The sequence below is a fragment of the Pseudomonas marvdashtae genome, from assembly GCF_014268655.2.
Classification (GTDB): domain Bacteria; phylum Pseudomonadota; class Gammaproteobacteria; order Pseudomonadales; family Pseudomonadaceae; genus Aquipseudomonas; species Aquipseudomonas marvdashtae.
Genome location: NZ_JABWQX020000001.1, coordinates 3,554,054 through 3,579,163 on the forward strand (window position 1 = coordinate 3,554,054; position 25,110 = coordinate 3,579,163).

General features: G+C 62.1%; 21 protein-coding genes. 7 read left to right on the forward strand and 14 right to left on the reverse strand.

What is annotated here, in order from left to right; all coding sequences use genetic code 11:
• Positions 1–29 precede the first annotated feature (29 nt).
• Positions 30–893: a LysR family transcriptional regulator gene (locus HU742_RS15940; RefSeq protein WP_186643333.1), complete on the forward strand. Its 864-nt coding sequence runs from the start codon at positions 30–32 to the stop codon at positions 891–893.
• 68 nt (positions 894–961) lie between these two features.
• Here HU742_RS15940 and HU742_RS15945 read toward each other — a convergent pair whose 3' ends face one another.
• On the reverse strand, positions 962–1,195 hold the full coding sequence (locus HU742_RS15945; RefSeq protein ID WP_186640371.1) for an HP1242/YdcH family protein: 234 nt from the start codon (positions 1,193–1,195) through the stop codon (positions 962–964).
• A 217-nt stretch (positions 1,196–1,412) separates the two neighbouring features.
• Here HU742_RS15945 and HU742_RS15950 point away from each other — a divergent pair, with 217 nt between their 5' ends.
• The gene (locus tag HU742_RS15950; protein ID WP_186640369.1) at positions 1,413–1,934 is read left to right on the forward strand and encodes a DUF4142 domain-containing protein; all 522 of its coding nucleotides are present in this window, start codon (positions 1,413–1,415) and stop codon (positions 1,932–1,934) included.
• A 65-nt stretch (positions 1,935–1,999) separates the two neighbouring features.
• Here HU742_RS15950 and HU742_RS15955 read toward each other — a convergent pair whose 3' ends face one another.
• The 7 genes from HU742_RS15955 to HU742_RS15985 all read right to left on the reverse strand — a co-directional run bounded on the left by HU742_RS15955 (position 2,000) and on the right by HU742_RS15985 (position 11,406).
• Positions 2,000–2,281 carry a hypothetical protein gene (locus HU742_RS15955; protein ID WP_186640367.1) on the reverse strand — a complete coding sequence of 94 codons (282 nt, stop codon included), beginning with the start codon at positions 2,279–2,281 and terminating at the stop codon, positions 2,000–2,002.
• 93 nt (positions 2,282–2,374) lie between these two features.
• Entirely contained in the window at positions 2,375–4,486 is a 2,112-nt protein-coding gene (locus tag HU742_RS15960; protein ID WP_186643249.1) for an ATP-binding protein, read from the reverse strand.
• Positions 4,487–4,616: 130 nt separating this feature from the next.
• A complete protein-coding gene (locus tag HU742_RS15965) occupies positions 4,617–7,715 on the reverse strand; it encodes an error-prone DNA polymerase (protein ID WP_202884261.1) in 3,099 nt (1,032 codons plus the stop codon).
• A complete protein-coding gene (locus HU742_RS15970) occupies positions 7,691–9,112 on the reverse strand; it encodes a Y-family DNA polymerase (RefSeq protein ID WP_186643247.1) in 1,422 nt (473 codons plus the stop codon). Before HU742_RS15970 ends, HU742_RS15965 begins: the two co-directional genes overlap by 25 nt.
• 7 nt (positions 9,113–9,119) lie before the next feature.
• A complete protein-coding gene (gene imuA, locus HU742_RS15975) occupies positions 9,120–9,743 on the reverse strand; it encodes a translesion DNA synthesis-associated protein ImuA (RefSeq protein ID WP_186643246.1) in 624 nt (207 codons plus the stop codon).
• Complete coding sequence (gene lexA, locus HU742_RS15980) at positions 9,743–10,360, reverse strand: transcriptional repressor LexA (protein WP_186643245.1); 618 nt, start codon at positions 10,358–10,360, stop codon at positions 9,743–9,745. The genes imuA and lexA overlap by 1 nt, the downstream gene beginning before the upstream one ends.
• Before the next feature lie 161 nt (positions 10,361–10,521).
• Positions 10,522–11,406: a LysR family transcriptional regulator gene (locus HU742_RS15985; RefSeq protein ID WP_186643244.1), complete on the reverse strand. Its 885-nt coding sequence runs from the start codon at positions 11,404–11,406 to the stop codon at positions 10,522–10,524.
• Positions 11,407–11,538: 132 nt separating this feature from the next.
• Between HU742_RS15985 and HU742_RS15990 the strand changes: the two genes are divergently transcribed.
• Both HU742_RS15990 and HU742_RS15995 read left to right on the forward strand, forming a co-directional pair.
• Positions 11,539–13,182, forward strand: coding sequence for a GMC family oxidoreductase (locus HU742_RS15990; protein ID WP_186640355.1), 1,644 nt, complete (start codon positions 11,539–11,541; stop codon positions 13,180–13,182).
• A 124-nt stretch (positions 13,183–13,306) separates the two neighbouring features.
• On the forward strand, positions 13,307–14,929 hold the full coding sequence (locus HU742_RS15995) for an MFS transporter (protein WP_186643243.1): 1,623 nt from the start codon (positions 13,307–13,309) through the stop codon (positions 14,927–14,929).
• 43 nt (positions 14,930–14,972) lie between these two features.
• On the opposite strand, the gene HU742_RS16000 is transcribed toward HU742_RS15995, so the two are convergent.
• From HU742_RS16000 to HU742_RS16015, 4 genes are all read right to left on the reverse strand, one after another.
• Positions 14,973–17,450, reverse strand: coding sequence for a TonB-dependent siderophore receptor (locus HU742_RS16000; protein WP_186643242.1), 2,478 nt, complete (start codon positions 17,448–17,450; stop codon positions 14,973–14,975).
• Between the two features lie 100 nt (positions 17,451–17,550).
• Positions 17,551–18,510 (reverse strand): FecR domain-containing protein, encoded by a 960-nt coding sequence (locus HU742_RS16005; protein ID WP_186640349.1) that lies wholly within the window; start codon positions 18,508–18,510, stop codon positions 17,551–17,553.
• Positions 18,507–19,028 carry a sigma-70 family RNA polymerase sigma factor gene (locus tag HU742_RS16010; protein ID WP_186609653.1) on the reverse strand — a complete coding sequence of 174 codons (522 nt, stop codon included), beginning with the start codon at positions 19,026–19,028 and terminating at the stop codon, positions 18,507–18,509. Before HU742_RS16010 ends, HU742_RS16005 begins: the two co-directional genes overlap by 4 nt.
• A 106-nt stretch (positions 19,029–19,134) precedes the next feature.
• Complete coding sequence (locus HU742_RS16015) at positions 19,135–19,542, reverse strand: response regulator (RefSeq protein WP_186609654.1); 408 nt, start codon at positions 19,540–19,542, stop codon at positions 19,135–19,137.
• 241 nt (positions 19,543–19,783) lie between these two features.
• On the opposite strand from HU742_RS16015, the gene HU742_RS16020 reads away from it, so the two are divergent.
• Together HU742_RS16020 and HU742_RS16025 are read left to right on the forward strand one after the other, a co-directional pair.
• On the forward strand, positions 19,784–21,730 hold the full coding sequence (locus tag HU742_RS16020) for a DNA topoisomerase III (RefSeq protein ID WP_186643241.1): 1,947 nt from the start codon (positions 19,784–19,786) through the stop codon (positions 21,728–21,730).
• 683 nt (positions 21,731–22,413) lie between these two features.
• Positions 22,414–22,743 carry a hypothetical protein gene (locus tag HU742_RS16025; protein ID WP_186643240.1) on the forward strand — a complete coding sequence of 110 codons (330 nt, stop codon included), beginning with the start codon at positions 22,414–22,416 and terminating at the stop codon, positions 22,741–22,743.
• Between the two features lie 57 nt (positions 22,744–22,800).
• Here HU742_RS16025 and glsB read toward each other — a convergent pair whose 3' ends face one another.
• Positions 22,801–23,709 (reverse strand): glutaminase B, encoded by a 909-nt coding sequence (gene glsB, locus HU742_RS16030; RefSeq protein WP_186640343.1) that lies wholly within the window; start codon positions 23,707–23,709, stop codon positions 22,801–22,803.
• Positions 23,710–23,848: 139 nt separating this feature from the next.
• On the opposite strand from glsB, the gene HU742_RS16035 reads away from it, so the two are divergent.
• The gene (locus HU742_RS16035; protein WP_186609658.1) at positions 23,849–24,043 is read left to right on the forward strand and encodes a hypothetical protein; all 195 of its coding nucleotides are present in this window, start codon (positions 23,849–23,851) and stop codon (positions 24,041–24,043) included.
• Positions 24,044–24,047: 4 nt separating this feature from the next.
• On the opposite strand, the gene HU742_RS16040 is transcribed toward HU742_RS16035, so the two are convergent.
• Positions 24,048–25,067, reverse strand: a complete 1,020-nt coding sequence (locus HU742_RS16040) for a hypothetical protein (protein WP_186643239.1) — start codon at positions 25,065–25,067, stop codon at positions 24,048–24,050.
• Between the last annotated feature and the right edge of the window lie 43 nt (positions 25,068–25,110).

Sequence of the window (25,110 nt, forward strand, 5' to 3'; positions counted from 1 at the left end):
ATGCCCGCTTCCCCCGCATCGGCATGACCATGGACATCGACCTCGCCCGCACCTTCCTGGAAATCGTCCGCCACGGCAGCCTCGCCGCCGCGGCTGAAAAGCTGCACGTCACCCAGACGGCAACTACCGCCCGGGTACAGAAGCTTGAAAGCCAGCTCGGCTGTGGGTTGTTCGTGCGCAACCGGGCCGGCGCACGATTGACCGCCGATGGCGAAGCCTTCGTGGTCTATGCCAATCAGCTCGTACAAACCTGGGAGGCCGCTCGCCGCGATCTGCCGTTGCCCGAGGGTTATCGCAACGTTCTGCACCTCGGCGGGGAAGTCAGTTTGTGCAACCCCTTGATGCTTGCCTGGGCCGGCGCGCTGCGCCAGGCAATTCCCGGCCATGCCCTGCGCATGGACATCCGTGACGGGGAAAAGCTGTTGCAACAACTGGAGCTGGGGCTGCTGGACGCAGCGGTGGTGTATCAGCCCGAATACTGGCCAAGGCTGCAAGTCGAACAGCTTCTGGAAGAAAAACTCATCCTCGTGCGCCTGGCCGCTCGCCCCGAGCCCTACGTGTACATCGACTGGAGCGCCGATTTTCGCCGGCAGCACGATACAGCACTGCCGGACAAGGCCAAGGCCGCCGTGACCTTCAATCTCGGCCCCCTGGCGTTGCAGTACATCCTGGAAAACGGTGGCAGCGGTTATTTCCGCACGCGGGTCGTACAGAGCTACCTGGACAGTGGAATCCTGGAGCGGGTGCCCAAGGCGCCGGAGTTCAACTACCCGACCTATCTGGTGTATTCCAGGGACCGTGATTCGGCGGCGTTGCAGCAGGCATTCGAGGTGTTGCGGGGAATCGTCAAGACGGGCAGCGACTGGTCCCAACGCTGGGACCCTTTGGGCTGATGCCCCTATCATCTGTGGCGAGGGGATAAATCCCCTCGCCACAACGGTTCTTAGCTAATCGCTACGTGCTACTCCTGCATCAATGCAGCGATCTCATCCTTGACCAATAGCCGTTCCTTTTTGAGTGTCTCCAAAGCGGGGTCGGACAGCGTGACGGGTGGTTTCTCGGCATTCACGACCTCGGCATCAAGTCGCGAATACTTTTGAAGCAATGAGTCGAGCTTCGGGTCCTTGCTGCGCTTTTGCTGGATATGGTCTTTTGTGCATTTGAGATCCTGACAAAGATCATGGGACACCGGCATGGAGCACCTCCTTCATGAGTTCGGTGGCAAGCGCTTTTCAGGGCACTGCCTGTCCTCAGCATGGCCTTGCCGGTCGGGTTCTGTCGACCGCCAATCAGACCAGTGGTGACCGTTCGTCGTCCCGCCATGCGCTGCGATCAAACCTTCACCCACGTATCGCCCTCCATTGATCAGTGACCACAAGAAACACTTGTACAACCTGTGTGGAGACTTACCTATGGACAGATTTACCCTGCGTCAACTCGGCCTGGCAGTTGCCTTGAGTACCAGCATGGGCATGGCATGGGCCGCGACGTCCAACGACTTCGTCGACAACGCGGCGGCCGGCGGCATTGCGGAAATCGAAACCAGCAAGCTGGCGTTGCAAAAAAGCCAATCGGCAGACATCAAGGCGTTCGCCGACAAGATGATTGCCGACCACACCAAAGCCAATGAAGAGCTGAAGGCGCTGGCGCAAAAACATGACATCGAAGTCCCTGACGACACCACGCTGATGAAGAAGGCCAAGGCCAAGATTCTCGATGTGCGTGATGAGTCCTTCGATCCAGCCTACGCCAACAACCAGGTGATGGCCCACGAAGAAACCATTGCCCTGTTCAAGAAAGAAGCCGAGACCGTCACCGACGACAAAAAGCCCGGCAATACCGAACTGAAGGCGTTCGCCCAGAAAATGCTGCCGGCCCTGCAGCATCACCTGGAAGAGGCCAAGAAACTCCAGGCGGCTCACCCCAGCAAATAAGCTGTTTGAGGCCATGGAAAAAGGCCGTCTTCATTTGAAGACGGCCTTTTTGTTGCTTTTCGGGATCAGCCTCCGTCGGTGTCAATATCCGCGTCAGTGCTCTCGTTGGACTTAGGCCGATCAGGATCAGGCTCGAAGCCTGGACTGAAGGTGTTGTCATTGTCCTGGTGATGTTGTTTCTGATCGACCTCGCTATCAGCACTCTGGGCCTCGTCCGCCCCAGGTGGGCTCACCGGTTGGGCGCCCGACGGGTTGGCCTGGGTCTGCGGATCGATGGCCGGGTCGTTGCGTGGGGACGGGGTCTGCGTCTGGCCTTGCTGCTGCGAGTTTGCAGGCTTGTCGTTCATAGGTACCTCTCATGACAGGGCCGGTTAATGACCGGCCTTGGTTATTCGAAGGTCGCGAAGGGGCCTGGGTTCCATTTGTTTGCAGTGCAGCGTTCAGCCACCCAGTACTGACCTGACCATCCGGGTCAGCGCCTCCGGGTTATAAGGTTTGCTCAGCAAATGAGTATCGGGGCTCAATTGATGGTTGCGCGAGATGATGTCGCGCGTGTGCCCCGACGTGAACAGCACCGGTATCGGCGGGATCTGGACCTTGGCCCAGGCTGCCAGGTCGGAACTCTTGATCAGGCCGGGCATGACCACGTCAGTGAAAATCAGATCCACCGCGACGCCTTCCAGCAATAGCTTCATCGCCTCGTCGCCGTTGGTGGCGGTCAAGGTCCGGTAACCGGACAGTTCGAGCATGTCCACCGAGGCGCTGCGTACTTCATCGTTGTCTTCCACCACCAGGATCGTTTCCTGTCCGCCGCAGGCGAGCGTGCGCTGGTGCGCCGGATCCGAGGCTTCAGGCTGGTGGCTGCGCGGGAAGTACATGTGCACTTGGGTACCTTCCCCCGGGCGGCTGGAAATTTCGATATGCCCGCCGCTCTGTTTGACGAACCCGAAGACCATGCTCAATCCGAGCCCGGTGCCCTGGCCGTCGGTCTTGGTGGTAAAGAATGGCTCGAACACTTGGTTCAGGACTTCCGGCGCCATGCCTGCGCCGCTGTCGATCACCGACAGTCGTACGTAATCGCCGGCAGCGACGCCCTTGCCAACGCAGGACGATTCATCCAACACGATGTTATCGCCGATCATGCTGATGAAGCCTTCGCCGCCCATGGCATCGCGGGCGTTGATCGCCAAGTTCAACAGGGCATTTTCCAACTGGTTGCGATCGACATGGATACACCAAGGCTCAACGGGCAACGAGACCTCGATCCGAATGGTTTCGCCCAGGGCCCGTTGCAGCAACTCGCCCAGGCCGTCATAGATGCGCCGTGGGTTGTAGACCGCCGGCGACAATGGCTGGCGACGAGCAAAAGCCAGCAGTTGCGACGACAACTTGGCGCCCCGCTCCACGGCTTCGATTGAAGCCCCCACCCGCCGCTGCACGTTGGGATTGTCAGGTTCGTGACGAGCCAGCAAGTGCAGGTTGCCGGCAATCACCTGCAACAGATTATTGAAGTCATGGGCCACGCCGCCAGTGAGGCCACCGATGGCCTCGAGTTTCTGCGACTGGCGCAACTGCTCTTCAGCCGCCAACCGCGCCTGTACCTCGGCGGCAACGCGTTGCTCCAGATCGCGGGTGAACCTGAGCAATGAGGCTTCGGCGGTCTTGCGCTCGTTGATATCGATCAGCACACCGGGAAAGCGCAGGGGCTTGCCCAACGCATCGAACTCGCATCGACCGCTGGCCAGTACCCAAAGGTAATCGCCCTCGCCACGGCGCACACGGTACTCAGCGGTGTAGGGTGTGCCCGTGCGCACCGTCAGATCGACCCGTTGCTCAACGTCTTCAAGGTCATCCGGATGGATACGCTGGCGTGCGATTTCGATGGGCAATGCGTCCAGCGGACATTGCGGCGGATAGTCGAACGTACGCGCGAAACGCTCATCGCCAGACAGCGTGTCGGCCTGGATATCCCAGACAAACGAGCCCAGCAGCGGCCCGGCCGAGAGCGCCAGTTGGATGCGTTCATTGACCGCACGGTAACTGCGTTCAGCCTCTTGCCGGGCCCGCTCGGTCAGTACCAGTTCGGTGGTTTCCACGACGATGGCCAATACGCCCGCCGGTGTGTGATCGTCGTCCGGCACCGGGCTGTAATAGAGGTCCATCCAGACATCTTCGGGCTTGCCATCGCGCAGCAGCACCAGCTCCTTGCTGCGGTAGGACAAGGTGCCACCGGCCAGGCACACGTCCAGCACGTGGCGATTGAACTCGGCCACTTCCGGCCAGCCCAACTCCACCGCGCGCCCCAATAGATAGGGATGACGGCCGCCCGCAAACTCGGCATAGGCGTCGTTATAAATCATGAAGCCCTGGCGGCCCCACAACATGACCATTGGCAAGGGCGAAGCCAACATCAATTGGACGGCACTGCGCAGGCTGGCGGACCAGTGCTCGATCGCGCCCAGTTCGGTGCGACTCCAATCGTACGCCCGGATGCGCCGGGCCATTTCGCCGTCCCATCCGGGACACCCGTTATTCTGGGATAAGAACTTCATGGGACGACTCTCACCTCAAACTACCAGCAGGGAAGCGGCATACCACAAGTCCCTTGTGCTAGTGCTTCGAGCGCATCGTTGGCAATTGGTTTCATGCTGGCTAACAGCGTCAACTCATTGTGCAAGGTGGTTAACGGAAATCGCGACTGCGCACATGGATGCCCGCCAGGAGTCCGGTCAGGTCGCTCAAGCGCCCGGCGATCAGGTGGCGGACTTCACCGACACTCTCCCAGCGCCCATCCACCCTGAGCAATTGCGATCCCACCAGGACCTTGCGCTGGCGTTCGGCGAGGTCGCGCCAGACCACTACGTTGAGGTTGCCGAATTCATCTTCCAGGGTGACGAAGGTCACGCCGCTGGCCGTCCCCGGGCGCTGGCGACCGGTGACCAGACCGGCGACGCTGACGTTGCGACCATGTTCAACGTCCTGCAATTCCCGCGAACTGCGGCAGCGCCGGGCGCGCAGTTCGGGACGCAGCAAGGCCAGCGGATGGGGGCCCAACGTCGTGCCCAGCGTGGCGTAGTCGGCGAACAGGTTTTCTCCCACGGTGGGTTTTGGCAGGTCCACGGGCGGCTCTTCCTGACTGGGCAAGCCCGCGAACAGGCCCAGTTGTTCTTGTACCCCGGCAATTTCCCAACGGGCGCGGTGGCGATCTCCGGCCAGACCGCGCAAGGCACTGGCGTCAGCCAATTGCGCCAAGGCCCGGGCATCAAGTCGAGCACGCTCGCCGAGGTCGGCCACATCGCTGAAAGCCCGCTGCCCGCGAGCCACCTCAATGCGCCTGGCATCGTCCTCGCGAAAACCCTTGATCATGCGCAGGCCCATGCGAATGGCCGGTTGCCGGCCCTCCAAGGGTTCAAGACTGCAGTCCCAATCGCTGGCGCGCACGTCCACCGGACGGATCTGCAATTGATGACGGCGAGCATCCTGGAGGATCTGGTCAGGACTGTAGAAACCCATGGGCCAGCTGTTGATCAAGGCACAGGCGAACGCCGCCGGTTCGTGGCATTTGAGCCAGCTGCTGGCGTAGGTCAGCAAGGCGAAACTGGCGGCGTGGGATTCAGGGAAACCGTAATTGCCGAAGCCTTTGATCTGCTCGAAGATTTGCGCGGCATATTCAAGGCTGTAACCCCTGGCCTCCATCCCGTCGGCCAGCCGCTTCTTGTGAGGCTCAAGCCCACCGTGGCGTTTCCAGGCAGCCATGGAGCGCCGCAGCTGGTCCGCTTCGCCCGGGCTGTAACCCGCGGCGACGATGGCGATCTGCATGACCTGCTCCTGAAATAGCGGAACACCCAAGGTACGTCCCAATACTTCTTCCAATTCTGGCGAAGGGTAAGTGACAGCCTCCTCCTTGTTCCGCCGACGCAGATACGGATGCACCATGCCGCCCTGGATCGGTCCCGGCCGCACGATCGCCACTTCGATCACCAGGTCGTAATACTCCTTGGGTTTGAGCCGCGGCAACATCGCCATCTGCGCCCGGGATTCGATCTGGAACACGCCGATGGTGTCGGCGCGGCTGATCATGTCGAACGTGGCTTTATCGTCCTTAGCCAGCGACGCCAAGGTATGGCGCATGCCCCGGTAGTGCGCGATCAAATCGAAACATCGGCGAATCGCGCTGAGCATGCCCAAGGCCAGGATGTCCACCTTGAGCAGCCCGACCGCATCAAGGTCGTCCTTGTCCCACTGGATGATGGTGCGCTCGGCCATGGCGGCGTTTTCCACCGGCACCAGGGTGTCCAGGGGTTGCTGGGAAATCACGAAGCCGCCGGGGTGCTGGGACAAGTGCCGGGGAAAGCCGATCAACTGCTGGGTCAACCCCAGCACCCGGCGCAACACCGGGCTGTCCGGGTCGAAACCACCCTCACGCAAGCGGTCCAATGGCGGTGCCTCGTCACTCCAACGCCCGCAGCAATCGGCCAGGGCATTGACCTGGTCCGGCGGCAGGCCCAGGGCCTTGGCCACGTCGCGCACCGCCCCGGCGCCGTGGTAACTGCTGACCACTGCGGTCAACGCCGCGCGATGACGGCCATAACGCTGGAACACGTACTGCAAGACTTCTTCACGGCGCTCGTGTTCGAAATCGACATCGATGTCCGGCGGTTCATTGCGCTCGCGGGACAGGAAACGCTCGAACAGCATGTCCGTACAGCTCGGGTCGATTTCGGTGATGCCCAGGGCGTAGCACACCGCCGAGTTGGCCGCTGAGCCGCGTCCCTGGCAGAGAATATGGCGGCTGCGGGCAAACCTGACGATATCGTGGACCGTGAGGAAATAGCTGTCGTAACCCAGCTCGGCGATCAACTTCAATTCCTTGTCGATCTGCACCCGCACCTTGTCTTCCACGCCGTCCTTCCACCGCTCGCGCATGCCGCGTTCGGCCAGCTCCCGCAGCCAGGACGCCGGGTCGTGGCCCTCAGGAACCAGCTCGCGCGGGTATTCATAGCGCAACTGATCGAGATCGAAGGTGCAACGCTGGGCGATCTCCAGGGTTTCGTCGAGCAAGGCGCGAGGGTAGAGATCGGCCAGATCCTTGCGATTGCGCAGATGGCGTTCGCCGTTAGGGTGCAAGCGCTGGCCGGCGTCGGCCACGGTGACGTGGTGGCGGATGGCGGTCATGGTGTCTTGCAAGGCGCGGCGACCGCGAACATGCATGTGCACATCGCCCGTGGCGACGGCGGGAAGGTCCAGGCGTGCGGCCAACGCCAGCAAGTCGGCCAGGCGCTTGCGGTCGTCCTGTCCGCAATGCAGCTGCACGGCCAGCCACAGGCGCCCGGCAAAAAACCGTTGGAGCCAACGGCCTTGCGCCTCGGGGTCCTTGCCGTCGGGAACCCACAACGCCAACAGTCCCGGCAGGGGTTCGTCGAAATCTTCCCGGACGATGCGATAACGGCCCTTCTCGCTGCGACGCCGGGCGCGGGTAATCAACCGGCACAAGGCTTGATAGCCTTCGAGATTTTCCACCAGCAGCACCAGCTTGGGGCCATCCTCGACCTGGATTTCGCTGCCCACGATCAGTTGCAGGTCCAGCTCTTTGGCCGCCTGCCAGGCTCGGACGATCCCGGCCAGGGTGCACTCATCGGTAATCGCCAGGGCCCGATAGCCCTGCTGTCTGGCACGGCGACACAGCTCCAGGGCGCTGGAGGCGCCGCGCTGGAAGCTGAAATTCGACAAACAATGCAGTTCGGCGTAGTCGATGCTCATGCGAACCAGCCTTGCAGCCATAACGGCCCGCTTTCGCCCACCGGTCGATAGGCCCAGGCCCGTTGCCCGGTACGGGTTTCGATCAGGTAGTAATCGCGGCGCACATCGGCGCCGTCCCACCAGCCGGACTCGATGCGTTCCGGGCCCATGAGGATGCGCGCCTGGCCTTCGGGCAACGCTTGGGGCTCGCCAAGCAACCAGCCGGGACGCTGGACTTCATCGCGCAGAGGACAGGCCTGGAGCCGCGGCTCGGGCGTCAGTTGCCAAGCGCACTCGGGTCGATGATCGTCGCCAAACCCCAGCCCCTGCACGGCATCGTCGCCCAGGCGCGCCCGCAGTCGTTCGCGCAATTGCTCCCAGGGCAAGGACTGCTGGGGACGTTCGTCGAACAACTCCAGGCGCTGGGGCACGAAGCTCGGCAGGTCTTCGGCGCACAACCGAAAACCGCGCACGGGTGCCTCGACCTGTACCTGTTCGAGACGGCCACGGGCCAGTTCGAACAGCATCGAAGGGTCCCGCTCGGAGCTGAGCAGGCCGACCTTGATCACCGTGTCGGGCAAACCCGCATGCTCCAGATGCAGGTCAAAGCGCTGCACGCCGCTGTCGCGCCCGCATAAAAAGGCCGACAGATCACCGGTCAAGCGGCGCAACGGAAACAGCAACGCTTGGTGCGATTGCACGTCGTAATTGAGCTCGATACGCGCATCGAAACGGTCCGCAGGCAAGTAGAACGACAGCGCCAGGGTGCGACTGCCCGTCAGCGCGTCGAAGTGCTTGAGCACGTCGGCCTCGAAGCGCCGCGCCAGGGTGTGCCGGGGCAAGGCCTGGACCTGATCCAGGCGGCGCAGCCCCATGCGCGACAACGCCGTGGCGACGTCGGGCGCCAGGCCGATGCGGTCCACGGGCATGTGCCCCAGGTACGCTTGCAGGGTCTCGCCATCGGGCACCACCAGGGCATCATAAGCATTGGCCAGTACCCGCGCCGCCACCGGGTTGGGAGCGGCGACGATGCGATGGCGAAAGCCCAGTTCCGTCAGTTCGTCCCGCAAGCGTGCCTCGAACACCGGCCAGGGCCCGAACAGCCCCAGGCTCGATTCGATTTCGAACACCACCGTGCGCGGGTAATGCACGCTGACCTGGGAACTGAAGCGGTAGGCCCAGGCGGCTAGAAATTGTTGCCAGTGCTCGATCTGCGCCGCGTCGTACTCGGCCGTGGCAAACCCTTTGCTCAGGGCCTGGGCGGCGGTCATGGTCTGCCCGGGCCGCAAGCCCAGGGCGCGGGCCGGTTCATTGACCGCTTGCAACACCCGACGCTGGGCCGGACCGGTCAGCAGCGCCAGGGGCTCGTCGGGATCGGGGCGCTGGCGCAGCGCGGCGTCCAGCGCCAATTGCGGAAAGAGGATACAGACCCAGCGCATCGCAACCTCAATGCTCGGTGCGCGTGGGAAACGCAATCGGTGCCGAACGAGCCAGCCCGCCCCGGGACTTGAGCACTCGCAATTGTGCCGGCCGGGCATCGATGGCAATCCGCAGGGCCGCCGGAGACGGGTTGATGGCTTCCTGGATCGAGCGCCAGGCGAACGCCAGGGTCTGGCCGGTTTCCGCCGCGACTTGCAAACGGCGCAGGGCCCGGTCATCCGCCTGCCGAGGCCAGCACAGCACCGCGCCGCAACTGCCCGAACGCAAGCATTGCTCAGTGGCCCACAAGGCATCGCGTTGATCGGCCTGGATGATCGACAGCTGGCGCAGGTCGACCCCGGCATTTCGCCAAGCCTGGGGATAGGGTACGAACGGCGGCGCCACCAGCACGATCCGCTCCCCCGCCGCCGACAGCCGCGCGAGGGTCGGCCAGACCAGTTGCAACTCGCCCACGCCCGGCGCGCCGATAAGAATTTCCGTCAGTGCCGCTTCCGGCCAGCCGCCATTGGGCAATGCCGCGTCCAGCGCCGCATGACCGGTGGGCTGCGGACTGGCGGCCGGCGGCGCAGGTCGCCCCTTCCAGACCTGGCCGCCATTGAACAGCGTATCCAGCGCAACGACAGCGCCCATCAGCCTTGTCTCACCAGGCCACAGAACACGCCTTCGATCGCCAGGTCCTGGTCGGCTTCAACGATGATTGGCTGATAGGCCGGATTGCGGGGCAACAGGCGCACGCGCTCGCCGATTTGCTCGAAGCGCTTGATGGTCACTTCCCCGTCCAGGCGCGCCACGACGATCTGCCCATTGGCGGCCTGGGGCGTGCGCTGCACGCCCACCAGGTCACCGTCGAGGATGCCGTCCTCGATCATCGAATCGCCCTGGACCCGCAACAGATAATCCGGCGCCTTGGTGAAAATCGCCGGGTCCAGCAGCAGGCGGCTGTGAACCTCGGCGTCGGCACCAATCGGCAGCCCGGCAGCCACCCGCCCCAGCACCGGCACGTCCAGCAACTCGGGCCGTGGCGGCTGGTTCAGCAGCCGAATGCCTCGGGCCTGGTGCGCATTGACCTCGATGAAACCGGCCTCGGTCAACGCCAGCACATGCTTGCGCGCCACGCTGCGAGAGGCGAAACCAAACGCCTCGCTGATTTCAGCAAGGCTCGGAGACTGGCCCTGCTCGGCGATGCGTTCGCGGATAAAGGTCAGGATAGCGGTGCGGCGAGGAGTGAGAGTCGTCATGGAGTACATTTGTACTCCTGTCGGTTTTTTCTGACAAGCGCCGCCAGTCAGTTCACAGGTTGGCTGCGCTTGTGATTGTGCCGAGGGAGCTTGCTCTCATGGAACAAATTGCAACCATCTGATTTTTAAGGTTGAAAATACATACTGATCGTTCAGACATAACCTTAGAGTCAGGGCAACAGCAGCCCCTGCTCACGCTCGCACAATTGCACCGCGTAATCCCACAACACGCGCAATCGGACGGATTTGTGCAGCTCGCGGCGGGTACTGATCCAGTAGCTGCGGCAGATGCTTTCGTCCGGCAGCAAAGGCACCAGCGTCGGATCGCTGCTGGCCATGTAGCACGGCAGCACGGCGATCCCAAGGCCCGAACGCGCGGCCTGCTGCTGGGCGATGACACTGGTGCTGTGGAAGACGACTCGGGGCTTGCGGCAAAAGCTGTTGAGGAACATCAATTCCTGGCTGAACAGCAGGTCGTCGACGTAGCCGATCCAGGCGTGACGGGCCAGATCCTCGCGGCTGCGCAACGGCGGCGAGCGGTCCAGGTAGGCCTGGCTGGCATACAGGGCCAGGCGGTAATCGGTGAGTTTTCGCGTCACCAGCAGGTCGGCCGCCGGGCGTTCGAGATGAATACTGATTTCCGCCTCGCGGTTGAGGATGCTGACGAACCGCGGCACCGCCACCAGCTCAACCTCCAACCCCGGATAACGTTCGAACAACCCGTTCATGCGACTGGCCAGGAACATGATGCCCAGCCCTTCTGTAACGCCGAGGCGGATCTTGCCCAAGGGCGCGCTGGATTGGGTGATGTCCTCCTGGGCCAGCAGCGCGACATTTTCCATGGCCTCGGCATGCTTGAGCAGTGCTTCACCCGCTGGGGTCAGCTCATAGCCCTGGGCGTGCTGGACAAACAACGCCGTGCCGAGACTTTTCTCAATGGCCTCGATGTGCCGCGCCACCGTGGCATGGGTGGTGTTGAGCCGTCGCGCGGCGGTCAACAAGCGGCCGCTGCGTTGCAGTTCCAGGAAGTAGCGCAGGTCATTCCAATCGAACATGAGCCTTCCTTGCAAACGCCTGAAAGTGAGGGGCTGTTTATAAACGCACAGCCGCTGCGCAAAAACTAACATTCTTTTGACGAAAACTAACAACTAGGATGAGTCCCACAAGAACAAAAAATGAGGTCGCGAATGCAACCTGTCGTCGATGAATACGATTACGTGGTCGTGGGCGCCGGCCCCGCTGGATGCCTTCTGGCCAACCGGCTTTCGGCCAATCCGCAACACCGGGTGCTGCTGCTCGAAGCCGGTGGCCGTGACAATTACCCCTGGATTCATATCCCGGTCGGCTACCTGTTCTGCATCGGTAACCCGCGCACCGACTGGTGCTTCAAGACCGAAGCACAACCGGGCCTGCAAGGGCGCGCGCTGAGCTATCCGCGCGGCAAGGTGTTGGGCGGCTGCTCGTCGATCAACGGCATGATCTACATGCGCGGCCAGGCCGCGGACTACGACGGCTGGGCCGCCGAGGGTAATCCCGGCTGGGCCTGGAAAGACGTGTTGCCGCTGTTCAGACAGAGCGAAAACCACTTCGCGGGAGACTCCGATTTTCATGGCGTGAACGGGGAATGGCGAGTCGAACGCCAGCGCCTGTCATGGCCGATTCTCGACGCCTTCCGCACCGCTGCCGAGCAGAGCGGCATCCCCAGCGTCGACGATTTCAACGGTGGCGACAACGAAGGCTGTGGCTACTTCCAGGTCAACCAGAAAGCCGGGGTGCGCTGGAACGCCGCCAAGGCCTTTCTCAAACCGATTCGCAACCGCCCCAACCTGACGATATTGACCGAGGTCGAGGTCGATCGCGTGTTGTTGCGTGACGACCGCGCCCATGCCGTCAGCGCCCGCTGGCAAGGCAAAAACATGACGTTCAAGGCCCGCAAGGAAATCGTCCTGTGCGCCGGTGCCGTTGGTTCGCCGGGCATCTTGCAGCGCTCTGGGATCGGCCCGCGCAGCCTGTTGCAGCGCCTGGGCATCGGCGTGGTCCACGAGTTGCCCGGCGTTGGCGGCAACTTGCAGGATCATTTGCAGTTGCGGCTGATCTACCAGTTGGAAAACGCCCGCACGCTTAACCAGATCGCCGGCACGCTGTGGGGCAAGATGGGCATGGGCTTGCGCTACCTGTACGACCGCAGCGGCCCGTTGTCCATGGCCCCGAGCCAACTCGGCGCGTTCGCCCGCTCGGGCCCGGAACAGACCTCGGCCAACCTTGAGTACCACGTACAACCGTTGTCCCTGGAGCGCTTCGGCGAACCATTGCACAGCTTTGCGGCGTTCACCGCATCGGTCTGCGATCTGCGCCCGATGAGCCGCGGTCGCGTAGACGTCCGCTCAGCCGATCCCCATGACGCGCCGTTGATCCAGCCCAATTACCTGAGCCATCCCGAAGACCTGCGGGTCGCCGCCGACGCCATCCGCCTGACCCGACGCATCGTCGCCTCCCCGGCCCTGGGCGCCTTCAAGCCGGTGGAATACCTGCCCGGCCCCAGCCTGCAAACCGAAGAAGAATTGCACCAGGCCGCCGCGCGCATCGGCACGACGATTTTCCATCCGGTGGGCACTTGCCGCATGGGCCCGGACGCCGACGCCGTGGTGGATGCGCAATTGCGCGTGCATGGCATCAAGGGCCTGCGCATCGCCGACGCATCGATCATGCCGCACATCATCTCGGGCAACACCTGCTCGCCGACGCTGATGATTGCCGAGAAGGCGGCGCAGATGATGCTAGCGCCAGCGATCACCAGCATCACGACACAAAAGCAGCCCGCCACGGTCTGAAAAACACCAAGAGCCCCCGTGGCGAGGGAACAAATGTAAACCAAGGAAAATGCGTCAAGTCAGGAGACGCCCCACCCGGCGTTGCAGTGGAACAACAAAAACAATCACTGTGAGGGATACCGCTATGTCTGAGCATGTTCAGCCCCTGGAAGCCACGCGCAGCGCCGGCACCAGTCAGGAAACGCAGAAAGTCATCTTCGCCTCGTCCCTGGGGACGGTGTTCGAGTGGTACGACTTTTTTCTCTACGGCGCCCTGGCGGCGGTGATCAGCAAGCAGTTCTTTGCCGGGGTGAACGACACCACGGCGTTCATTTTTGCCTTGATGGCCTTCGCCGCCGGCTTCATCGTGCGTCCGTTCGGCGCCTTGGTGTTTGGTCGATTGGGCGACATGATCGGGCGCAAATACACCTTCCTGGCGACCATCGTGCTGATGGGCCTGGCCACGTTCTGCGTCGGCCTGCTGCCCAACTACGCCAGCATCGGCATCGCCGCACCGATCATCCTGGTGGTGTTGCGCATGCTCCAGGGCCTGGCCTTGGGCGGGGAGTACGGCGGCGCGGCCACCTATGTCGCCGAGCACGCGCCGATGGGCAAACGTGGTTTCCACACCAGTTGGATTCAGTCCACCGCCACCCTGGGGCTGTTGCTTTCGCTGTTGGTGGTGCTGGGGTGCCGTTACTTTACCGGTGACCAGTTCGAAGTCTGGGGCTGGCGCATTCCGTTCCTGCTGTCGATCCTGCTGCTGGGCATTTCCACCTGGATCCGCCTGAGCCTGCACGAATCGCCAGCGTTCTTGAAAATGAAAGAAGAAGGCAAGTGCTGCAAGGCGCCGATCCGCGAATCGTTCGGCAAATGGGAGAACCTGAAAGTGGTGCTGATCGCCCTGTTCAGCATCAACGCCGGGCAAGCGGTGACCTTCTATGCCGCGCAATTCTATGTGCTGTTTTTCCTCACCCAATTCCTCAAGATGGACCCGGCACTCGCCAATAGCCTGCTGATCGTCAGCGTCATCATCGGCGCACCGTTCTTCATCTTCTTTGGCTGGCTGTCGGACAAAGTCGGACGCAAGCCGGTCCTGATGATCGGCCTGCTGCTGGCGACGGCGTTGTACTTTCCGATCTTCAAGACGCTTGCGCATTACGCCAACCCGGCCATCGACCTGGCAAGCCGCCAGGCACCGATCACCGTGGTCGCCGATCCGGCCACCTGTACCTTCCAGTTCGACCCGGTGGGCAAGGCGCGTTTCGACAGCCCCTGCGACAAGGTCAAGACCTTCCTGGTCAAGCAGGGCCTGCCCTACAGCAGCGTCGCGGCGCCTGCCGGCAGCACCGTGCAAGTCAGCGTCGGTGACGTGAAACTCGAAGGCTACGACGAGGCCGCCCTGCGCGGCGCGGTGACGCTGGCGGGCTACCCGCAACAGGCCGACGCCCAGCAGATCAATCGGCCGATGATCGTCGCACTGATCGTCGCGCTGATCATCATCTCGGCGATGTGCTACGGCCCGCTGGCGGCGCTGATGGTGGAGCTGTTCCCGACCCGCATCCGCTACACCTCGATGTCCCTTCCATACCACATTGGCAATGGCTGGTTCGGCGGCTTCCTGCCCACCGTGTCGTTCGCGCTGGTGGTCTATACCGGGGATATTTTCTATGGGCTGTGGTACCCGGTGGTGATCACTGGCGTGAGCCTGGTGGTGGGGATGATTTGCCTGCGGGAAACCAGGCACGTGGATTTGGATACCAACTGAAACCCGAGTATGGCGAGGGAGCAGATGCCCCTCGCCATGGTTTTCAGAAGCGCGCCTTCACCGTCGCGGTGAAATTGCGCGGCTCACCGTAATAGTTACCGAAGCCCTCGGTCCCGATGGTGGTGTAGTAGCGCTTGTCGAACAGGTTGTTGCCATTGAGTGCCACGGACCAGGTGTCATCGATGCGATAACCGATACGACCGTTCCACACCGCATAACCGGCCTGGGTGATCTTTTCACCGCTCACCGGCGATACACGGAAATTATCGCTCTGCGCGTTGACCCCGGCGCCGACATTGAAGCGCTCGAAGGCCCCGCCCAAGGCATAATCGCCCCACAGGCGCAGCACATGACGCGGCACATAGCTGTTGAACGAACCGCCATTGAGGCTGGTGTCGATGTCTTCCAGGGTCTTGGTCTGGGTGTAGGTATAACCGGCGAGCAGTTGCAGTCGCTCGATGACTTCGCCGCTGATCTCGGCTTCGAAACCCTGGGCGCGAACCTTGCCGGCGTTCTCGTAGCAATAGCCATCCGATGAGGCGCAGGTCGAGTTGAAATCCGTCTGGGCCTGGTCCTTCTGCACGGTGCGGAACAGGTTGAAGGCCGTGTTCAAGCGCCCTTGGAACCATTCTCCCTTTATCCCCAGTTCATAACTTTCACCTACCAGTGGCTTGAGCGCCGAGCCACTTTGCGAGCGGTAGTTGCCTTGGGGCGTGAAGATGTCCGAGTAACTGGCGTAGGCCGTCAGGTTTTCGTTGAGGTCCAGCAACACGCCGGCAAAGGGCGTGACCTGGCCGGTCTCGGTGCTCCTGGCGTGTTCCGTACCGCCCGTGAGAAACACCGAGTCGCTCTTGGAGCTGTACCAGCTCACCCGGCTGCCCACGACGAAGGTCAACGGGTCCGCCAACTTCAGGCGCAGGGTCGAATACACGCCCTGCTGCTCGGTGACGGTTTTGACCGGTCCGCCGCGAGTCGAATTTTCAATGAAGTAACTGTCGTCCGGTTCCGGGATGTGCCGGTCCGGATCGAATACGTTCTGCTTCTGCGGCAACAAGGCGACCGAGTAGAAATCGTCCTTGTCCGAACGACTGGCGTTGACGCCGAGAATCAATTCATGTCGCTGACCGAGGGCTTGGAAGGTGCCGTCCAGATAGGCGTCCAGACCGTAGTCGACCTGATCGTAGTCGTACATGCTGCCAAGCAGGTTGGTGGTGGAGGCGCCGGGCGCCACCGAACCTGATGCGAACGCATATTTGATGTCCTGGGTATTTTTCGTATAGACACCTGCGACCTTCACCGCCCAGTCGTCGTTGAGCGAATGCCGCAGGTCACCAAAGACCGTGGTCCGCTGACTGCGCCAGGTATTCCACGACGGGTCCAGGCAGGTGGAACGGCTGAGCTTGAGATCACTGCCATCGCGGTAGCGCGCAAGGCCGCCCCAGCACGGGCTCGCGTCGACGTCCTCATAGGCCACGCCCAGGCCGAGCGTGGTGTCGGACGTCAAGTCGACGTCCAGGGCACCGTAGTAGACCTGATCCTTGCGTTGGGCATCGTCGTAGAAATAACGCCGGCTCTGTTCGGCAATCACCGCCCTGCCCCGTACAGTGCCGGCGTCGTTCAGCGGACCGCCGGTATCGACTTGCCCGCGGTAGTTGTTCCAAGTGCCACCCGAGAGGCTGAGTTCAGTCTGGGGCGTGGCCTGGCCGCGCTTGCGAACAAAATTGACGCCCCCCGAAGTACCGCCGGAGCCCTTCATCATCCCGGCCGCACCGCGCAGGACTTCAACGCGGTCGTAGTAGGCCATGTCACTGCTGAAGCTGTCGGCCTGGACATAGCTGTTGCCCATGTCCAGCGGAACACCGTCGTACTGGTATTGGCCCGACATCCGGAACCCGCGGGAATAGAAATATTTGCCGCCCATCGTCGAGTCGTAGACGGTAATGCCAGGCGTTTTCTCCATCACCTGATCGATGGTGTTCAGGTTCTGGTCGTCGAGCATCTTGCGGGTAATCACCGTGACCGACTGCGGCGTTTCGCGTAGCGAGTGTTCACCTTTGCCAATGGTGACCGCCCCGGTGGTGTAGGAGCCGCTGTTCTCCGTGGTTGCCGTGAGCAACTGTCCGTCGATGGTGGTGGTGCCCAGTTCCATGGCCGAACCGCGCGAGGGTGCGGCACGAAGCCGATAGGTCCCGTTGGCCTGGGGTTCGGCTTGCAGGCCGCTGTCGTCCAGGATGCGAGCGAAGCCCTCGTCCACGCCAAAAAAGCCGTTCAGGCCGCGCGACTGCAAGCCCCGCAGCTGTGCGGCATCGAACGAAATGGCGACACCGGCCTGGCTGGAGAAACGCGTCAGCACATCGACGAGCGAGCCCGCGCCAATATCGTAAGCCTGCACCGCGCGTTGCTGCGCCGGGGCCTCTGGAACGGGATTGGCTGACGCCTCCCAGGCACAGGAAGACGTAGCAGCCAATAAACCGATTTTCATTGCAATCGCCAGACGACCTGGCGTGTTCACGCAAGACATGCGTCCCCTCCCCCAAACAATCAAGAAACTCACTGAGGGATGAGCCGAACCATGCCGATGAAAAGTGCAAAAGTTTTTTAATTGCATCAACGCGTGCGCGTCAGCCTCGTTCGCCGCGAGACACCTGGACCCAGAATCGGCTGTATCGCGTCACTCGCAACGAAAAGCCGGTTTCCAGGGCCGCCAGGGCAAGGTCGGTATTGTCGATGGGGAAAACACCTGAGACTTTCAAGTCGCCGATAGCCGGGTCACAACGCAGTATTCCCAGGCGATAGCGTGAAAGCTCCGTGAGTAACGCCGCCAGCGGCCGGTCAATGGCGATGACGCTGCCTTGCTGCCAGGCACCGACCGATACGTCATTGGCCCGCAGCGTACCGAGCGATTGGCGGTCGAAGCCTAGCTGTCTGCCAGCGTCGACTCGGACTGCCGGCCCGCCACCGAGCAGCCTGACCTCCACCGCCTTTTCAAGTACCGAGACCTCCCCGCCCTGACTGTTAGCGCGCACGATAAAGCGTGTTCCCAAGGCAAGCACTTCGGCTTGGTCGGTGAACACCTTGAATGGACGCTGCGAGGGATCAGCCGCAGTCGTCACGATGATTTCGCCCCACAGCAGCTTCAAGATCCGTTGTTGTCCGTCGAAACGAACGTCGACCGATGTATTGGTATTGAGCAACACCCTGCTGCCGTCCGCCAACCGGACCTCCCGCCGCTCGCCGACGCCCGTGCGGACGTCGCAAAGCAGGTTCTGCGCGGTCTCGCTGCGCCAACTCAACCAGCCCAGGCAGCCTGCGGAGGTCAGCAACAAGGCGCTTCGCAGCACCTGCCGACGGGATCGGCCGGGGCTGGTGCTCAAGGTCGGGGCGGCCAATGCACCTGGCACGCTGGACATTTGCTCGGAGACCGCCGCCACGCGCTGCCACGCTTGGTCATTCAAGGCGTCCGCAGCCAGCCAGGCGCGCCATCCCGCCCGTTCCGCGTCCGTCGTGATGCCGGAATGAAGCCGGGCGTACCATTGCGCCGCCACACGAATGGCCTGCAATTGCTCGGGCGACAGGCTCATGGGAGCTGTAACTGGAGCTGCATCAGACAGCAGTGCTCCATGGCCTTGGCCATGTGATTGTTGATTGTGCGCACGCTGACGCCGAGGCGCTCGGCGATTTGCGGGTAGGTCAGGCCGTTGAATTGCGACAGGATGAACGCTTGCTTGACCTTGGGACCCAAGCCCTGCAAGAGCCGGTCAATTTCCATCAGGGCCTGGAACAGGATCGCCTGCTCTTCCAACGACGGTTGCTGTGACTCAGGCATCGCCGCCAAGGCTTCGAGGTAGGACTGTTCAAGAGAGCGGCGGCGAAAAAGATCGATCAGCAATCCCTTGGCGATCATCGACAGGTAAGGTCGCGGTTCGCGGATATCCAGCGCGGAGCGCGCCTTGATCACGCGTACGAAAGTATCCTGGGCCAGATCCGCCGCATCGAACGTGTTACCGAGGCGCTTGCGAAGCCATCCCTGAAGCCAACCGTGATGGTCGCAATACAGATCGTTGACGGCGCTGCGTAAGGACAGATCGTTGGCGGACATGACAATGGAATAATTCGCGACTGATAATGACTCGCATTGTCATAGGGGCAACCGCCGTTTTGCAACCTAAACGTGAATAAACGCCCCGCCCCGGCGCCTGTCTCGATCAATGCACCGAATGATCTTTCACCGTATTTTCCACCAGGTCCAGCATCTGCCCCAGCGCCCACGGCTTGGCGATGAACGAGGCGTGATGCTTGATCCCCGCGCTCTCCGGCGTCTCGAAGCCCGACATGATCAGCAAGGGTATCTGCGGCCAGCGATCTCCCGTGAGATTGGCCAGGTCCGCTCCATCCATTTCCCCGGGCATGGTGATGTCAGTGAGTAACAAGTCCACGTAATCGGCGCTTTCCTCGAGAAAAGTCAGTGCCGAATCGGCGCTTTCCCGAGGCTCGACGACAAATCCTTCTTCCTCGAGGATTTCACACAAAAACTCCAGGATGGTCGGATCATCCTCAACAACGAGAATCAAACGCGTGGTCGCCTGTCCGTTGCCCTTCGGCATCGAATTCATGAAAGTGACTCTCCTTGATTCCATTAACTTGCTCTGCGGTTTCAATCGCTCTGCAAGTTATGAGCTATGGCCTTGCAAGAAATTCATTCTGCTTGCCTATTCAGTCGCCGAGCGACAAGACAAGCGGGCTGTTGCAACGCAGCGCAATGTTTTATCTGTATATCCATACAGATAAAGCTTGCTCCGGCGCCGATCCCTGACCATGCTACGGCCCCATGAAACCCGCTTAGGAAGAGGCGTTATGCGGTTGTACCTGTGTGAAAAACCGTCCCAGGCCAAGGACATCGCCACCGTGCTGAGCGCCACGCGGCGCGGCGACGGTTGCTGGCTGGGCGCGAACGTCACGGTCACCTGGTGCATCGGCCATCTGCTGGAGACCGCCCCACCCGACGCCTACGACGCGCGCTACAAGCGCTGGGCGCTGGCCGACCTGCCCATCGTGCCGGTGCAATGGAAAATGACGGTCAAGCCGAAAACCGCCGGGCAGTACAAAGCGGTCAAGCGGCTCTTGGGTGAAGCGACGGAACTGATCATCGCCACCGATGCCGACCGCGAGGGCGAAATGATCGCCCGGGAGCTGGTCGAGCATTGCCGCTATCGCGGACCGATTCAGCGACTGTGGCTGTCGGCCCTGGACGACGCGTCGATCCGCAAGGCCCTCGGCGCGCTCAAGCCCGGCGCGGAAACTTTCAACCTGTACCATTCGGCCCTCGGTCGCTCACGGGCCGATTGGCTGATCGGCATGAACATGAGTCGCCTGTTCACGCTCCTGGGTCGCCAATCCGGTTACCAAGGCGTCTTGCCGGTGGGCCGCGTGCAGACACCGACCCTGCGTCTGGTGGTGGATCGCGACCGCAGCATTGCCGACTTCGTACCGGTCGCCTACTGGGCCATCGACGTGCAACTGAGCGATGCCGGCACCGCCTTCACCGCTCAATGGCGCGCCGATCCGGACGCCTGCGACGACCAGGAACGCTGCCTGAACCAGGCCCTGGCCCGAGACGCCGCCCAGGCCATGGGCAACGCTGCCACCGCCCGGGTCATCAAGGTACGCACCGAACGCCTGCGCGAAGCGGCGCCGCTGCCGTTCGACCTGGGCACCCTGCAGGAAGTCTGCTCGAAGAAGCTCGGCCTTGGCGCCCAGGAGACCCTGGACGTTGCCCAGTCGCTCTACGAAACCTACAAGCTCATCACCTATCCCCGCAGCGATTGCGGTTTCCTGCCAGTGAGCCAGCACAGCGAAGCCCCTGCCATCCTGGCCGCCCTCGCCCAGGCCGACCCGGGCCTTGCACCGCTGCGCGATCACCTGCAACCCCAACGTAAATCCCGCGCCTGGAACGACGCCAAGGTCAGCGCGCACCACGGCATCATCCCCACGGCTGCGGCGAAAAACCTCGACAAGCTCGCCGGCAAGCAGCGCGCCGTCTACACGCTGATTCGCGCGCGCTACCTGGCGCAGTTCCTGCCCAACCATGAATACGACCGGACCCAGGCCGACTTCGATTGTGCCGGCCAGGATCTGCGCGCCGTCGGCAAGCAGATCGTCGAACCCGGCTGGAAGCGCGCCCTGCCCGAAGCACTCGCACCGGCACGGGGCCGCGAAGCACCCGCGCCACAAACCTTGCCGCCGCTGGCCGAGGGCGGTGACTGCAAGGTGGATGCGGTTACGCCCAAGGACCTGTGGACCCAGCCGCCCAAGCCGTTCACCGAGGGCGACCTGATCAAGGCGATGAAGAACGTCGCCAAGCTGGTGCAGGATCCGTTGCTCAAGCAGAAGCTCAAGGACACCACCGGCATCGGCACCGAAGCGACCCGCGCCTCGATCATCCAGGGCCTGCTCGACCGCGGTTACCTGGTGAAGAACGGCAAGGCCTTGTCCGCCACCCCGGCAGCGTTCAGCCTGATCGACGCCGTACCTCGCGCGATTGCAGATCCAGGTACCACCGCGATCTGGGAACAAGCGTTGGACATGGTGCAAAGCGGCGAAATGAGCCTGGAAGAATTCGTCACCCGGCAAGCCGCCTGGATGAGCAAGCACGTCGCCCGCTGTCAGGGCATGAGCTTGACCATCAGCGGCCCGGCCAGCCCCGCCGGGCGCGGGGCTACGCCGTGGAAAAACAAACGCAAGCCGACCAAGCGCAAGGCTGGCGGCGCACCGCGCAAGACGAGCAAGGCCAAGGCGACCTGAGCCCTGCCGCAGAAGACAAAGCCAGATGCGATCCCCGTGGCGAGGGAGCTTGCTCCCGCTGGGTTGCGTAGCAGCCCCAAGGAAACACACGCGCTATATCTGATACATCGCATGTGCCTTTTTGAGGGCCGCTTCGCGCCCCAGCGGGAGCAAGCTCCCTCGCCACGGGAAACCACTCGCAGCCGCTTTTTCATACCCAAACCATTTTGTCCGACAATATGTAGTGAACAAAAATAATCACTACAAAACCGTTGACGCCTCCGATTTGCCCTTGCATGATGCAGACGTCTCCCCGATCGGGAGTACAGGCAAATGTTTGAGCAAGCTCGTCTGACCGCCGAGCTGTTTTTTCGATAAAGGGACTGCCCACAAGGCAGATTGAAGGTGCTGACCTGGCATGACCGTCCGGTGACAAGGACGAGAAACGCTGGCGATCAATCCTCATGACGCATGGGCTCGACCCTCAAAGTCGACACTGGCCTGAAGATTCTTCGCTGTTTCTCTTCGTTGTAGCGCATTTGCGTAGCAGCCCTTCGATAACACTACACAACTGATGCACGACCCCGTCGAAACTCGACGGACGAACGCTGACGGCCTGGTTTCGGCGACAGGCAAACAAACACCGAACAGCGAAGTTTTGCGAACCACCAGACAGATCAACCAAATGGTCAAGGGGCTTACACATGAATCTGAATAATCAACCATCTATTGATGAACTGGCTCGCATGTTCGCAGCACACAAAGACAGCCTGGACAGCCACATCCTGTGGATCAGCAAGAACGGCCAGGTCCATATGGACTGCCTCTCGCCCTTCACCCAGGAAGACGAGTTCGACAAGCACCAGCAAGACCTGTGTGCCCGGCTGAAGATGTACCGCCGTGGCCAGGGCTACGTCGGCAAGAAAGCCGCCGCCGACAAGGACTTCATGAGTCGCGTGCTACAAACGCTGACCCAGGCCTGGCCGTCGGTGCAGGACAGCGCTGAGGTTCGGGTCATCGACCGCCTCTGCTGAAAATCCATAAAACAAAAGGGCCCGCTCCTGAATCAGGAGCGGGCCCTTTTTTTGTCATCAGAAAACCGACCAGCCGATCCGTTGGCTGAGCAGTTCCAGCGCCGCCATACCGGCGAGGGAATTGCCGGCAACGTTGAGTTCCGGCGACCAGACGCAGACCGTGAACTGCCCCGGCACCACGGCGACAATCCCACCGCCCACGCCGCTCTTGCCCGGCAGGCCAACGCGATAGGCGAAATTGCCCGCCTCGTCGTACAGGCCGCTGGTGGCCATGATGGAGTTGACCTGCTGGGTCTGGCGAGCGCTGAGGATCTGCTCGCCGCTGTGCTTGCAGAAGCCATCATTGGCCAGGAAGCAGAACGCCCGCGCCAGGTCGATGCAGTTCATTCGTAGCGCGCAGTGGCTGAAATAGCTGCGCAACACCGCTTCCACGTCGTTGTGGAAATTGCCGAAGGATTGCATCAGGTAGGCCATCGCCGCGTTTCGCGCACGGTGCTGGTATTCCGACTCGGCGACCTTGCCATCCACCATCACTTGGGGATTGCCCGACAAGCGACGTACGAAATCCCGCATCGACAGCGCCGGAGCGGCAAAGCGTGATTGATTGATGTCGCAGATCACCAGGGCACCGGCGTTGATGAACGGATTGCGCGGTCGGCCGCGTTCGAATTCCAGTTGCACCAGCGAGTTGAAGGGCTGGCCGGACGGCTCGTGGCCCAAGCGTTGCCAGATGGCTTCGCCGGAATGCTCGATCGCCTGCACCAGGCTGAACACCTTGGAAATGCTCTGTACCGAAAACGGCGTTTCAGCATCGCCTGCGCAATACATCTCACCGTCATTGCTGTACACGGCGATGCCCAACTGATTGGCCGGCACCGTGCCGAGGGCGGGAATGTAGTCGGCCACCTTGCCCTGGCCGATCAGGGGGCGAACCGCATCGAGGATCTCGTTCAACAGTGCTTGCATGTGCGCATGGGTCCAGTCATTCCCCGTTCGAGTGCGGGGATACAGACGCTAGACGCCGTTGGGCGGGGGCAGAGCACACTGAGCGGGATGAAAATCCCGCAGTCTATAGTTCAAGGGATCAACCGGCAGGAGGTAAACGATGCGCCAGATCATGCAAAAAGAACCCTGGTGGGCCGCGCCGCCCCGGCCAGGGCAGGATGAGAATGAATTGGAATGGGGCTGGCTGGTGATCTACAGCGAAGGCGAGCCGCGCTTTGAATTCATCAGGGAACGCCCCTCGGACGAACAGATCCGCCATCGCAAGGGCTGCCGCGTGACGCTGGGGTCTGAGTGAGCGACTAGGGCGTCAGGGCTGGTAGATTCGCAGGCCGATTGTTGAGGTCCGCTTCCACCAGGTTGCTATCGATTTCCCCGCCCAGGTAATACACCGGCGCCATCACCCCGCTGAGAGGGTGCTTGAGGGATTTGAACCAGGCTTCGTCGAACGCCGCGCTCAGGCTTTTACGAATGTGCGCTTCCATTTCCGGCCGGTCGCCCTCGTGGAGGATCGCGCGAATGCCCGCCACGCCCACCGAAATCAACGCACCTGCGGCCTTGCCGGCCACGGCCGCCGCCGCCCCGGCCGCGCCTCGGGTGGCGAATTGCGCCTCGATTTTTTCGCTGGTGCGTTGTGCCACCGTGGCGATCACCGCATCCGAGGGGCCAGAACCGGTGTCGGCGGCCTTGTCGACGTGATCGATCAGCGCCGCATAGGCCGGCAGTGTATTGAGCGGTTCGGTGTGGACCACCTCGTACAGCGACGCGTTGCGCGCCGCTGGCGGCCCCAGGTTGATCGCCCGGATTCCGTGCAGGCGCCGATTCATCAGTTCGAGGGGGATGCGATGCCGTTGCGCGATCACCTGGACCTGCTGATTCAGCAGGCGCAGGTAGTAAGCCGTCGCGTTGGCCCTGATCGCCTCGGGATCGATTTCCACCGCCACCGGTTCCAGCACCTGTTCGCGATATTGCTCCTGCAGGTAAATCGCCAGGCGCTTGGCCGACGAATCCGCCTCGCCCTCTGCGCTGGCCGAATACCAGCTGACCTTCACGGCCAGCCACTCCTGGGTCCAATAACTGCTGAACCAGGGTATGAACTCGGCCTCCGTGCGCTCATACACCAGCACCCGCCAATGCTCCATAGAGCCGCGCGCATAGAGCCCGGCTTGCTCTGTGGCGCTTTTCGACGCGGCAATGATCTGTCGATCAACCTGTCGCCAAATGCCCTCGGGGATCGCCACCGGGGCGACCTGCTGACCGCGCTGCGACGTGGCGCACCCCGCCAGGACGAGCAGAACGGACAGCATCAGCACACGCAGCACGATTGCCCACCCCGGATTCAGATGATCTCAGGGAATGAGTATA

What these genes read in the sequence shown, in the direction of transcription:
- HU742_RS15940 (WP_186643333.1), top strand. Translation starts at nt 30, where the DNA reads ATGGACATCGACCTCGCCCGCACCTTCCTGGAAATCGTCCGCCACGGC.
- HU742_RS15945 (WP_186640371.1), bottom strand. Translation starts at nt 1,195, where the DNA reads ATGCCGGTGTCCCATGATCTTTGTCAGGATCTCAAATGCACAAAAGAC.
- HU742_RS15950 (WP_186640369.1), top strand. Translation starts at nt 1,413, where the DNA reads ATGGACAGATTTACCCTGCGTCAACTCGGCCTGGCAGTTGCCTTGAGT.
- HU742_RS15955 (WP_186640367.1), bottom strand. Translation starts at nt 2,281, where the DNA reads ATGAACGACAAGCCTGCAAACTCGCAGCAGCAAGGCCAGACGCAGACC.
- HU742_RS15960 (WP_186643249.1), bottom strand. Translation starts at nt 4,486, where the DNA reads ATGAAGTTCTTATCCCAGAATAACGGGTGTCCCGGATGGGACGGCGAA.
- HU742_RS15965 (WP_202884261.1), bottom strand. Translation starts at nt 7,715, where the DNA reads ATGGCTGCAAGGCTGGTTCGCATGAGCATCGACTACGCCGAACTGCAT.
- HU742_RS15970 (WP_186643247.1), bottom strand. Translation starts at nt 9,112, where the DNA reads ATGCGCTGGGTCTGTATCCTCTTTCCGCAATTGGCGCTGGACGCCGCG.
- imuA (WP_186643246.1), bottom strand. Translation starts at nt 9,743, where the DNA reads ATGGGCGCTGTCGTTGCGCTGGATACGCTGTTCAATGGCGGCCAGGTC.
- lexA (WP_186643245.1), bottom strand. Translation starts at nt 10,360, where the DNA reads ATGTACTCCATGACGACTCTCACTCCTCGCCGCACCGCTATCCTGACC.
- HU742_RS15985 (WP_186643244.1), bottom strand. Translation starts at nt 11,406, where the DNA reads ATGTTCGATTGGAATGACCTGCGCTACTTCCTGGAACTGCAACGCAGC.
- HU742_RS15990 (WP_186640355.1), top strand. Translation starts at nt 11,539, where the DNA reads ATGCAACCTGTCGTCGATGAATACGATTACGTGGTCGTGGGCGCCGGC.
- HU742_RS15995 (WP_186643243.1), top strand. Translation starts at nt 13,307, where the DNA reads ATGTCTGAGCATGTTCAGCCCCTGGAAGCCACGCGCAGCGCCGGCACC.
- HU742_RS16000 (WP_186643242.1), bottom strand. Translation starts at nt 17,450, where the DNA reads ATGTCTTGCGTGAACACGCCAGGTCGTCTGGCGATTGCAATGAAAATC.
- HU742_RS16005 (WP_186640349.1), bottom strand. Translation starts at nt 18,510, where the DNA reads ATGAGCCTGTCGCCCGAGCAATTGCAGGCCATTCGTGTGGCGGCGCAA.
- HU742_RS16010 (WP_186609653.1), bottom strand. Translation starts at nt 19,028, where the DNA reads ATGTCCGCCAACGATCTGTCCTTACGCAGCGCCGTCAACGATCTGTAT.
- HU742_RS16015 (WP_186609654.1), bottom strand. Translation starts at nt 19,542, where the DNA reads ATGAATTCGATGCCGAAGGGCAACGGACAGGCGACCACGCGTTTGATT.
- HU742_RS16020 (WP_186643241.1), top strand. Translation starts at nt 19,784, where the DNA reads ATGCGGTTGTACCTGTGTGAAAAACCGTCCCAGGCCAAGGACATCGCC.
- HU742_RS16025 (WP_186643240.1), top strand. Translation starts at nt 22,414, where the DNA reads ATGAATCTGAATAATCAACCATCTATTGATGAACTGGCTCGCATGTTC.
- glsB (WP_186640343.1), bottom strand. Translation starts at nt 23,709, where the DNA reads ATGCAAGCACTGTTGAACGAGATCCTCGATGCGGTTCGCCCCCTGATC.
- HU742_RS16035 (WP_186609658.1), top strand. Translation starts at nt 23,849, where the DNA reads ATGCGCCAGATCATGCAAAAAGAACCCTGGTGGGCCGCGCCGCCCCGG.